At 67.4% G+C, this 10,772-nt stretch carries 10 protein-coding genes; 3 read left to right on the plus strand and 7 right to left on the minus strand.

The annotated features are described in order from the left end of the window. Positions 1-561: 561 nt before the first annotated feature. The 3 genes from tyrS to AC1DBQ_RS18125 form a co-directional block, all read right to left on the minus strand. Complete coding sequence (gene tyrS, locus AC1DBQ_RS18115) at positions 562-1,875, minus strand: tyrosine--tRNA ligase (protein WP_476929830.1); 1,314 nt, start codon at positions 1,873-1,875, stop codon at positions 562-564. 131 nt (positions 1,876-2,006) lie between these two features. Beyond that, on the minus strand, positions 2,007-4,235 hold the full coding sequence (locus tag AC1DBQ_RS18120) for a HelD family protein (protein WP_476929831.1): 2,229 nt from the start codon (positions 4,233-4,235) through the stop codon (positions 2,007-2,009). A gap of 150 nt (positions 4,236-4,385) precedes the next feature. Continuing rightward, positions 4,386-4,943 (minus strand): adenine phosphoribosyltransferase, encoded by a 558-nt coding sequence (locus AC1DBQ_RS18125; protein ID WP_476929832.1) that lies wholly within the window; start codon positions 4,941-4,943, stop codon positions 4,386-4,388. Between the two features lie 136 nt (positions 4,944-5,079). Between AC1DBQ_RS18125 and AC1DBQ_RS18130 the strand changes: the two genes are divergently transcribed. After that, the gene (locus tag AC1DBQ_RS18130; protein WP_476929833.1) at positions 5,080-5,697 is read left to right on the plus strand and encodes a GNAT family N-acetyltransferase; all 618 of its coding nucleotides are present in this window, start codon (positions 5,080-5,082) and stop codon (positions 5,695-5,697) included. 6 nt (positions 5,698-5,703) lie between these two features. Here AC1DBQ_RS18130 and AC1DBQ_RS18135 read toward each other — a convergent pair whose 3' ends face one another. Both AC1DBQ_RS18135 and AC1DBQ_RS18140 read right to left on the minus strand, forming a co-directional pair. After that, the gene (locus AC1DBQ_RS18135) at positions 5,704-6,366 is read right to left on the minus strand and encodes a hypothetical protein (RefSeq protein ID WP_476929834.1); all 663 of its coding nucleotides are present in this window, start codon (positions 6,364-6,366) and stop codon (positions 5,704-5,706) included. A gap of 51 nt (positions 6,367-6,417) precedes the next feature. Next, entirely contained in the window at positions 6,418-7,200 is a 783-nt protein-coding gene (locus AC1DBQ_RS18140) for a DNA-3-methyladenine glycosylase (RefSeq protein ID WP_476929835.1), read from the minus strand. Between the two features lie 100 nt (positions 7,201-7,300). Between AC1DBQ_RS18140 and AC1DBQ_RS18145 the strand changes: the two genes are divergently transcribed. Together AC1DBQ_RS18145 and AC1DBQ_RS18150 are read left to right on the plus strand one after the other, a co-directional pair. Continuing rightward, complete coding sequence (locus tag AC1DBQ_RS18145; RefSeq protein ID WP_476929836.1) at positions 7,301-8,800, plus strand: AlkA N-terminal domain-containing protein; 1,500 nt, start codon at positions 7,301-7,303, stop codon at positions 8,798-8,800. A 29-nt stretch (positions 8,801-8,829) separates the two neighbouring features. Beyond that, positions 8,830-9,348 carry a methylated-DNA--[protein]-cysteine S-methyltransferase gene (locus AC1DBQ_RS18150; protein WP_476929838.1) on the plus strand — a complete coding sequence of 173 codons (519 nt, stop codon included), beginning with the start codon at positions 8,830-8,832 and terminating at the stop codon, positions 9,346-9,348. Positions 9,349-9,438: 90 nt separating this feature from the next. On the opposite strand, the gene AC1DBQ_RS18155 is transcribed toward AC1DBQ_RS18150, so the two are convergent. Together AC1DBQ_RS18155 and AC1DBQ_RS18160 are read right to left on the minus strand one after the other, a co-directional pair. Continuing rightward, positions 9,439-10,176 carry a maleylpyruvate isomerase family mycothiol-dependent enzyme gene (locus AC1DBQ_RS18155; RefSeq protein ID WP_476929837.1) on the minus strand — a complete coding sequence of 246 codons (738 nt, stop codon included), beginning with the start codon at positions 10,174-10,176 and terminating at the stop codon, positions 9,439-9,441. Between the two features lie 70 nt (positions 10,177-10,246). Beyond that, entirely contained in the window at positions 10,247-10,768 is a 522-nt protein-coding gene (locus AC1DBQ_RS18160; protein ID WP_476929839.1) for a pyridoxine/pyridoxamine 5'-phosphate oxidase, read from the minus strand. Between the last annotated feature and the right edge of the window lie 4 nt (positions 10,769-10,772).

Below are 10,772 nucleotides of genomic sequence, written 5' to 3' on the forward strand. Positions count from 1 at the left end.
AAGCACGCCGCCAGCGTTCATCCTGAGCCAGGATCAAACTCTCCGTTGAAGAAAAACAGACACAACATGCGCCCCCGGGAAAACGGGATGCACACGCTGCACAAAATTTGAAACCAGCTAAAAACACCAGACCACACCACGGGGTGGCGCAACCTGGCAAATTCAACCAATTCAATACAATAAATTGGTATCAACAAACTTGGCACACTATTGAGTTCTCAAACAACAGACACATACGAATACTTCTCGAAACAATTCATTTCAATGAATTCTTTTATTTCGCTTTTCTTCGCTGCGATGTTTACAGCTTATTTCATTCATTTCCACTTTGCAAATTCGCGATTTTCATCCGAATTTCACTCTGTGAAGCGAATCCGCCCAGCAGAATTGAAGCAATTTTCATTATCCGCGCCTAGCGCATGAAGAATTGCTTCTCATTTGTGGGGGTTTGTCTCCGCTCAGCGGCGGCGACTCAGAAAACAATACACGCTCCTCCCCGGCCGTGCAAATCAGCCAGGAAGGAGCGTGCAGCTTGCGTTCTCAGTACAGAAAAGCAGCGGATCAGGACGCCGCKACCTCCACCGTTGCCAGGTTCTTCTTGCCCCGACGCAGGAGCAKGTAGCGCCCGTGCAGCAACTGGCTGGCCGCAATAACGGCGTCGGGGTCGGAGACCTTCGCGTTGTTCACGTAGGCCCCGCCCTCCCCCACGGTGCGGCGGGCGGCGGACTTGCTCTCGGACAGACCGGAGGCCACGAGCAGTTCTATGATGCCCAGACCGCCGGCGTCCACGGTGGCGGACGGCAGCTCGGAGGTTGCAGCCTTCAGGGTCGCTTCATMCAGCACAGTCAGATCGCCATTGCCGAACACCGCCGMCGACGCCGCAATGACCTTTTCCGTGGCGTMAACACCGTGGACAAGAGAGGTCACCTCGTATGCCAGTTTCCGCTGGCCCTCGCGAGCGAACGGCCTTTCGGCGACCGCCAGCTCCAGTGCCTCGATCTCCGCACGGGTCAGGAACGTGAAGACCTTGAGACGGGCCGCGACGTCGGCATCTGCCGTGTTGAGCCAGAACTGGTAGAAGGCATACGGGCTGCACATGGCCGGATCCAGCCAGATCGCGTTGCCCTCGCTCTTGCCGAACTTGGTGCCGTCAGAGTTGGTGATGAGCGGCGTTCCCAGGGCATGGACGTGCTTGCCCTCGACCTTCCGGATGAGTTCGGTACCGCTGGTGAGGTTGCCCCACTGGTCCGAGCCGCCGGTCTGCAAGGCGCAGCYGTAGTCGCGGAACAACTGGAGGTAGTCCATGCCCTGCAGGATCTGGTAGCTGAATTCGGTGTAGCTGATGCCTTCATCCGAGCCAAGGCGGGACGCGACGGCGTCCTTGCGGAGCATGGTGCCGACCCGGAAGTGCTTGCCGATGTCGCGCAGGAAGTCGATGGCGCTCAGTGGCGCCGTCCAATCCAGGTTGTTGACCATCCGGGCGGCGTTGTCGCCCTCGAAGCTCAGGAAGCGGCGGACCTGCGCCTGCAGGTAGCCCACCCACTCCGAGACGGTGTCCTTGGTGTTAAGGGTGCGTTCCGCCGTCGGACGCGGATCCCCGATGAGCCCCGTGGAACCGCCGACCAGGCCGAGCGGCTTGTGGCCGGCCAGCTGGATCCGGCGCATGAGCAGCAGCTGGACGAGGTTGCCCAGGTGCAGGCTCGGCGCGGTCGGATCGAAGCCGCAGTAATACGTCACAGGCTCGCCGGCGAGGAGCTTCTCGAGCTCCGCCTCATCCGTGGAGACGTGGACAAGGCCGCGCCATTTCAGCTCCTGCCAGATATTGGCGAAGCTGGGGTCGTTCTGCTGGGCATCGAGATTATTTAGCTGGGACACGGAATCTAAGGTAGCAGGATCAGCACATCCGCATCGCAGGTGACGCCCTGCCCCGGCTGCTGTCTCCCCGCCGCGTTCGGCAGCGGGGAGCCGCCGTCCGGCAGCGGTCCAGCGCCGCGGCCGGACCGGACCTACTCCTCGATGCCGGCGGGGACGCCGGAGGCGGCGATGAGCCTCAGGCGTTGCGTGGGCCGGGTCATGGCCACATAGAGGTCGCCCACCCGGCCGTGCTCATGGTTGAGCATGTCCGTCGGTTCCAGGACCACGACACCGTCGAACTCCAGTCCCTTTGCCTCCCGGGGGCTGATAACCACGATGTCCTGCGCGTAGCTTCCCGCACCGGTCCCGACGCGGTGCCCGTACACGGCCCGGAGTGCCGCGCTGGCTTCCGGGAGAAGCTCGCCGTCGGCAATGACCGCCAGCAGGCCACCTTCGATCGCGTCCAGTTCCTCCGGCAGTACCTCGACGAGCTTCGTGACGATCTGGCCCTGGTCCACGCGGTCGATCACCGGCGCCCAGCGTCCTTCCCGGACGGCCTTCGGCGCGGAAACCACCAGGCCGGCCGCGTTGGCCATCCGGGCGGCCGCCTCGGCGATCTGCGACGGTGTGCGGTAGTTGACGGTGAGTTCCTCGAGCTGCCAGCGGTCGCCAAACATGGGGGCCAGCGCGCTGTGCCAGGAGTTGGCGCCGGCGACTGAACTCGTCTGGGCGATGTCGCCGACGATCGTGAACGACTTCAGCGGGCATCGGCGGACCAGCAGCCGCCACTGCATGGGCGACAACTCCTGCGCCTCGTCMACCACAATGTGCCCGAAAGCCCAGCTGCGGTCCGTGGTGGCACGCTCGGCAGCGGTCAGCCGCGTCTCGCGCTCCTGGTTCTGGTCCACGAGGTCTTCGGCGGTGACGAGGACATCCACCCCCGCGGTTTCCATGTTGACCAGAGTCTGCTTGGCGTTGGCGAGATCGCGGGCGCGGTCTTGTTCCTGCTGCGCCAGTCCCCGGCCGGCGGCGGCATCAAGCTCGCCGAGCAATTCGGCCGCCTCGTCGAGCAGCGGGACGTCGGACTCCGTCCACGGCGAACCGGCTGGGCGGAGCAGCAGGGCGCGTTCCTCCGGGGTGAGGTTCGGGGTGCATGCCTCGAGAATGGCCGGCTTGCTMAGCAACTCCCCCACGAGCTTCTCCGGGGTCATCGGCATCCAGCACAGGTTCAGCGCGATCCGGACATCACGGGCCGACCGGACATCCTCCGCCAGATAGGAGCGGTCGGCGTTGTTGCCGATGTTGCCGGCTTCCACCAGTTCCGTCATCTGTTCGGTCAGTTCGCGGAGCAGGATCTTGACGAAGGAGACGCGGGCCTCGTTGTGCGGCTTGCCCGTGGCCCGTGCCCTCTCCTTGGCGCGGCGGACCTGCCGCGGCGTCAGGACCAGCTTGCGCCCGTCGACCTCCAGGACGCGGTTTCCGGCCGGGRTGCGCTGCCGGTTGGCGACGGCGTTGGCCACCACTTCGGCCATGTCCAGTCGGCCCTTGATGGCGGCCACGGCGGAGTCCGGCTCGGCAACGGCGGTGATGCCCGGCATGAGCCGGCCAAGGCTCGCCATGACGACGCCGGTCTCGCCCAGCGAGKGCAGCACGCGTTCGATGTACTTCATGAAGGACGACGTCGGCCCCACCAGCAKGACGCCGGCGCTCTTGAGCCGKTCCCGGTGCGTGTAGAGCAGGTAGGCCGCGCGGTGCAGGGCGACGGCGGTCTTGCCGGTGCCCGGTCCGCCCTGGACCACGAGCGCACCGGAGATGGACGAACGGATGATCCGGTCCTGCTCGGACTGGATGGTGCCGACGATGTCTGACATCCGGCCGGTCCGCTTGGAATTCAGGGCAGCCAGCAGGGCGCCTTCKCCCTGGAGCGAGTCGTTGTCGGTGAGCATGTCGGCGTCGAKCACGTCATCCTCGATCGCCTTGACCTCCCGGCCCTGCAGGATCAGGTGACGGCGGCGACGAACGCCCTGCCGGTCAAAAGCCGTAGCCTGGTAGAAATGGCCGGCCTCGGGCGCCCGCCAGTCCACCATGAGCCGCTGCAGGTCCTCGGTGGTCAGCCCGATGCGGCCGATGTACTGGGCCTMCCCTGAGTCCAGGTCCAGGCGGCCGAAGACGAGGCGGTCATCGACGGCGTTGAGCTGGGCGAGGCGGTCCTCGTACAGGGCCGCGAAGGCATCGCGTTCGGAGACGTTTTGCATGGTGCCCACGGCACCGGCACGGCGCACCTGGGCCAGCTGGGTGCGCTTCTCTGCCCGCAACTCATCGAGCCGGGCGTAAAGTCCGGCCACATAGTCGCGTTCATGGGCCAAATCAGCGTCGTGCATCGAACGTTCCCCTATCGAAAAAGACAGACCCACCATTCTACAGCCATTTYGGCAGACTCAGCTTTCGCCGGTCTGTCGAACAGTGCCAAGGCAGTCTTCGTCAGGGAATTCTACCGACACGTCCCGAATGGTCCAGCCCCGGACCTCCCGTTAGAGCCGCAACAAGGATCGGACGTTGTGGCCGGTCAGGGCCGCGCGGCCGCCAAGATCGTCCAGTTCCATGACCACGCCGACGCCGGCCACGTGGATGCCGCAGCGCTCAAACAACCGTGCCGCGGCGCCGAGCGTACCGCCGGTGGCGAGGACGTCGTCGAGGATCAGCACGCGGCTCCCAGGCGCCAGATCGGTCGTATGCAGCTCGAKGGTGGCGGTGCCGTATTCCAGGGCGTAGTCCTCGGAGACGACGTCGCGCGGTAGCTTGCCCGCCTTTCGGACGGTGATGACGCYGGTGCCGGCGGCGTACGCGGCAGCGGCGGCAAGAAGGAAGCCGCGGGCTTCCACCCCKGCGACGGCGTCGAACTGGCCCTTGAACGGCTCAACGAGGGCGTTGACCACGGCCTTCAGCGCCGCCCCGTCGGCGAACACCGGGGTCAGGTCCTTGAAGCTGATTCCGGGTTGGGGGTAGTCCGGGATGGTGGCGCAGAGGCTGTTGATCAGCTCGTCCACTGGCTTTGCTGGCTTGATCTGGTTCGGCTCGCTTGGATTCACCCATCCACCTTACTGGCTGGTAGCCACCCGCCGCCGGGCTTGCCCCGTCCCGGGCAACCTGGCGGTCACCGAATGTTAACCTCAGCGGTGCCGGATTCCACCGTTGCGTCCACTCCCGCGGTGATTGAATGCTCCAATGCGACACGAAATCGTCCTCTCCGGCYATGGCGTCAGCGTGGTTCCGCTTGCCCCGGAGCATGCAGAAGGTCTCTTTGATTTTGTGGATTCCGGCATGTGGGCAGGCATGGCGGCGCCGATGCCGGGGACCAGGGGCGAGCTGGCGGCACTGTTCCAGTCCCGGCTGGACGATCCCGCAACCATCCCGTTCGCTGTGACGGACGGGCGGACCGGCGCCCTMCTTGGCACRACGTCCCTGTGTGACTACGTCMCCGCCCAACACCGCCTGGAAATCKGGGGAACGTTCTTCGGGCGGCAGTTMTGGGGCAGCCACATCAATCCCGCGAGCAAGCACATGCTCCTCGCCCACGCCTTTGAGGTACTGGAAGTCCGCCGGGTGGCGTTMCGCTGCGACGCCCGCAACACCCGGAGCGCGACGGCGATCGAGCGGCTCGGCGCCCGTTTCGAGGGGATCCTGCGCGGCCACCGCGTAGCGCCCGGCGGGGGCCGTTCGGACACCGCCGTGTTCTCGATCCTCTCGCAGGAGTGGCCGCAGGTGCGCGAAGACCTCCGGCGCCGGCTTGCCCCGTTCGCCGTCGGAGCCGACTGCGCACTCCGCACTTTCGCRGGCTCCTAGGACTCCCTAGGACCCAGGCCCTGCATCTGCACAGGACGTGCCCCCGCCGTCGCCGCCCGGGTCCGGTGAGCGCAGGAGGTCCTGGGCGAGCCCATAGGAGACGACGTCGAGCGCCTTTCTCAGCGCGTGCTCGGCATGGAACCGTCCGGCCGCCACAGTGCTCAGCCTGGCGTAGTCCTCAGCCCAGCCGGACCGGCGGAACCTGTCCGCGTCGCCATGCAGGAGCCGCCCGTAGAGCACGTCCTCGAAGAGGTCATGGGCATCATCCGGATCATCCGGAGCGAGTCCGGACAACAACTTCTGGCGGCCCCGGATCATCCCGTCGGTGAACAAGGTGGCCGCCTGATCTGCACCCGCGGTTATCCGGGCGTCCGCCGCGTAATTGCACAAACGCAGAGCCCGCACCACGAATTTGAGCGACACGTGTTCATCCGGAACGATGAATTTGCGCAGCAAGACCGCACGGAAGAGCTCGATCCAGTGCGTGCGTTCCCCCGCTGCAGCGTCGGCGGAATCGACAGGTTCAGCTGGCTCCGCCGGCTCCATCGGGACCGGAGCGTCATCTGCGGAGAACAGCTCAACCATGCGGAAGTACTCGGTGGCCAGCTGCGCAAAGATCTGCAGGCGTTCGAGCTCGCTGCTTGGCTTTCCGCGTTTTCCCTCGCCCATAATGCTTCATCATGCCCCACCGCGGGTGCCCGGCATCAGGGGTCCCTCCGGCTACCCGTTCCTGGCGATTGGCGCTTTGGCGGCCTTGTAGCGGGACACGGTGGGGTCGCCGCTGAGCCAGAACCGCCACGGGTAGTCGTGGCTGCCGCCGGCGCCGGACACGCCGACGCGCGGACCCGAGCTAATGTCCGCGGCGGCCGCGCCCGGCGGGTTCCCGGGCAGCTCCAGCCGGAAYGGTGCCACAAGGGCGTCCCGCCCGCTGTCCGCCGTCGTCAGCCCCAGCGCGGTGGCAAGCCGKGCGGGCCCACTTGCGAGGTCGTTGTCGGACTTCGACGTCGKGCGCCTGTTCCTGGCCAGCTCGCGTCCGGCGACAACTTCGCCGGCCCGCAGCAGCAAGGCCGACGCCGTCCCAGCGGGTCCGCAGACGATGTTGGCGCAATGGTGCATCCCGTAAGTGAAATACACGTAGAGATGGCCGGCCGGGCCGAACATCGGCGCGTTGCGCGCCGTTTCGCCGCGGAAGGTATGGGAGCCCGGGTCAGGGTGCAGTGAATCATGCGGGCCGAGGTAAGCCTCCACTTCGGTGATCCGTATTGAGACGGACCCGTCGCGCCCGTTATGCGTCAACACGGCTCCGAGAATCAGCGGTGCCACGTGCCGGGCGTCCGCCGAGAGCAGCTCCCGGAGCGAACCGGCCGCGCCGGGAGCTGACCCAGCCCCTTCCCCAGCGTCCGCGGCAGTACCAGTCCCGAGCTCGGCGCCGGATACCGAACGCGACACTGTTCCTCCCTCGGACACGGCACCGGACCTGGCGGGAAGCGGGCTGGACGTCATGCTCCGACTTTAACAAACGCCCGCCGCACACTGAACCGCCCGCCACGGCCGTGTCCGAATTCCGCTAGCAGGTGGTCGGCGAAGCTGGCAGGATGGGGTCATGGACTTCTGGCAGCGCTACCGKGCAATCGACGCCCGGGACACCMGCTTCGACGGGCAGTTCTATACCGCTGTCCGGACCACCGGGATCTACTGCCGGCCCTCATGCCCGGCCCGGACGCCCAAAGCGGACAACGTCACGTTCTATGAAACCTCGGCCGCCGCGCACGAGGCCGGCTACCKGGCCTGCAAGCGCTGCCTGCCCGAGGCCGTGCCCGGCACGCCGGCCTGGAACGTGCGCTCGGACATCGCCGGCCGCGCCATGCGGCTCATCAACGACGGCGTGATCAACCGCGACAGCGTCGAAGGGCTGGCGGCCCGGCTGGGCTATTMCTCGCGCCAGCTCAACCGGATCCTGAGCCATGAACTCGGCGCCGGCCCGCTGTCCCTCGCGCGGGCCAGCCGCGCCCAGACCGCGCGCACCCTGCTGGTCTCCACCGGGATGAAGGTCTCGGACATCGCCTTCGCCGCCGGATTTAGCAGCGTCCGCCAGTTCAACGAGACCATCGGCGAAGTCTTTGCCATGACGCCCTCCGCCCTCCGGGCCACGGCCCRGCATCACCGTGCCCCCGCTGCCACCACGGCGCTCACGGCGCTCACGCTCAACCTTCCGTACCGGGAACCGTTCGATCCCGGCATGTTCGACTTCCTCGCCGTCCGCGCCATCCCCGGGATCGAGGAAGGTAGCTCCAGCTGCTATGCCCGGACCCTGCGGCTGGCCCACGGCGATGCCCGGTTCCGGGTGGAGTACGACGCCGGCGCGGCCGGCCGACCGCTAGTGCTGACCATCGGCGCCGTCGACCTCCGGGACCTGKCCTCCCTGCTGAGCCGGGTCCGGCGTCTGCTGGACCTCGACGCCGATCCCGTCGCCATTGACGCCGCCMTCGCAGCCGATCCCCGCCTTGCCACCGCCGTGGCACGCACGCCGGGCATGCGGATGCCCGGCGCCGTAGACCCCCAGGAACTCCTGATCCGGGCGATGATCGGMCAGCAGATCACCGTGGCTGCCGCGCGGACCGCCCTGGTMCAGCTCTCCGCGGCCGGAAGCGAGAGCCTGGTGCCCGCCGACGGTCTCCACCGGCTTTTCCCCACGGCCGCCCAGATCGCGGAAACAGGCTTCGAACTGCTCCGCGGCCCGCAACGCCGCATCGACTCGGTCCGAGGGGCGGCCGCGGCAATGGCCTCGGGGGACCTGGACTTCGGCTACGGCGATGACGTGCACGGGCTGGAAGACAAGCTTTTGCCGCTTGCCGGCGTCGGGCCGTGGACGGTGGGATACGTCGCGATGCGGGTCATCGGGGCCCCGGACGTGTTCCTGGCCAACGACGCCGCGGTCCGCAATGGCATCCGGTCGCTGACTCCAACCACAGACGGCGCTGCCCCGTCCCCCGATTTCCGTGAGGTGAGTCCGTGGCGCTCCTACGCCACGATGCACCTTTGGCGCGCGGCGGCTGCTGCCCAGGCCGCGGCGCGCACAGCATCTCGTACTCGGTCGCAGTGACCGCCGCAGACTCCKAAGAAAGCGAAACCATKAAAGCCCAGTTGTTGACCATGTCCACCCCGGACGGTCCTTTCACCATCATTGCCCGCGACGGCGCMGTGCTGTCTTCCGGCTGGACCGGTATTCCCGGCCTGCTGACCGGTCAGATCCACGCGGACCTGCTGCCGGCCGACTTCGAGACCGTTAGCGGCCTCGGCGCCATCTCCGAGGCGGTGGAGGCGTTCTACTCCGGCGATCCGGAACCGGCCATGGGCGTGCCGGTGCTGCAGAAATCCGGCCCCTTCCGCAGCCACGCGTGGGACGTGCTCCGCACCGTCGCGCCGGGGCGCCCCGTGACCTACACGGAGTACGCGGAGCTTTCCGGCAATCCCAAGGCCGTCCGCGCAGCGGCCAGTGCCTGCGCCTTCAACGCGGCGGCCCTGTTCGTTCCCTGCCACCGCGTCATCCGGACCGACGGGACCCTGGGTGGCTTCCGCTGGGGGCTGGCCGTCAAGGGCAGCCTGCTGGACCGGGAACGCGAACTGGCCCTCACGGCATCGCGGCCGTAGGGCCGCAGGGCCGGGGACCGCCGCCTGGCGGGAGGCGCCGTTACGGAGGCCCCTTCGAAGGCGCTCTTGCGGGTGCCTGGCGAGCCCCGCTCAGTTGTTGACGGGCACGCCGGCGGGCCAAGGCAGCAGCTCCGGAAGGTCCACGCCGTCGGCCGCTGCCGTGGCGCGCAGGCTCCCGAGGCTCGGGGTGCGGCCGGCCAGCCAGGCGGCGATATCGGTCAGCATGCCGCTGATGACGGTGGTTTTCCCCCCGCTGCCAATGGCGCGGTCGGGCAGCCCCAGGGGCTGCAGCACGAAACGCTGACCGTCCGGGACCCTGGCGGAGAGGAAGTCGAAGAGGTGCCCGCAGAAGGGCCGGCTCCAGGTTTCCGGTCCGCGCCCRGTGCCGAGGTCCGTGGCATGGATGACGAGTTCCCGCCACAGCGCCAGGCCGCCGTCGAACACGACTCCACCGCKGTACGTAATGGGCGCACGCCAGCCGGCCGCGTCGACGGAATCGAAGGCGCGCAGAGCCCGTTCCAGCGCAGAGGCGAGGTCGGCACGGTGCTCCGCGAGGCTGTGGCCGGCGGCCATCTCGATGGCACGGGTGCGCCCCTCGAAGCCGCCGTCATAGAGCTCGATTTTCTCGCCGCGGGCGGCATGTTCGAGCTGGCGGGCCATMGCGTTGGCGATGCCGCAGATGTGCGCCAGCACGTGCCCGCGGGTCCAGCCCGGCAGCTCGGACGGCGCTTTGATGTCCTGTTCCGAGAGCGAAGCGGCAATACCCGTCACGGTGTCGGCGGCCCGGTGCAGTTCTTCCCGAAGCTTTTCTGGTGTGATTGCGGTCATGGCGCCCATCCTAACGGAGCCACCGGATTAGCAGCGATTAACTGAACAGAGCCTGATCGGCACGGCCTGATCAGCGGGTCGGGTAGCGGTGCCGGATGTGCCGGCGGTCGTGCCGTGCCTGCCAKAATTCGATCTCCCGCGKACGCACCGCATAGAGCTGCCAGTTGGGGTTCTCAGTGCCGTCCGCCCCGGGCCGGGCGTGCCAGTCCGCGGCCGAGGCCGCGGCGGACAGCGCCACGACGTCCCCTGCCACCCGCACCTGGCGCCCCTGCGGCTGCCAGAAGAAGTTCAGCGCCGCGTGCGGGTTGGCCGTGAGTTCGTGTCMCTTCCGGGACTCCCGGGACGTGGCGAAGTGCCAGCCGTCGGCGTCGATGTCCTTCAGGATCAGCATGCGCGAGGACGGCCGGCCGTCCCCGTCGGCCGTGGCCAGGCTGCAGGCGTTGGGTTGCGGCACCCCGGCCTCCAGGGCTTCGGCGAGCCACTGCCGGAAGAGTTCGGCGGGATCTGCGGGGGCGGCGGCCGGATCAAACTCCGGGAGGACATCGGGGAAATCGGGCAGGGCACGCAGGTACTGGCGGAAGGATTCGCTCATGCAC

It is taken from the genome of Arthrobacter sp. 10T413_2, from assembly GCF_056394205.1.

What these genes read in the sequence shown, in the direction of transcription:
- AC1DBQ_RS18135 (WP_476929834.1), bottom strand. Translation starts at nt 6,366, where the DNA reads ATGGGCGAGGGAAAACGCGGAAAGCCAAGCAGCGAGCTCGAACGCCTG.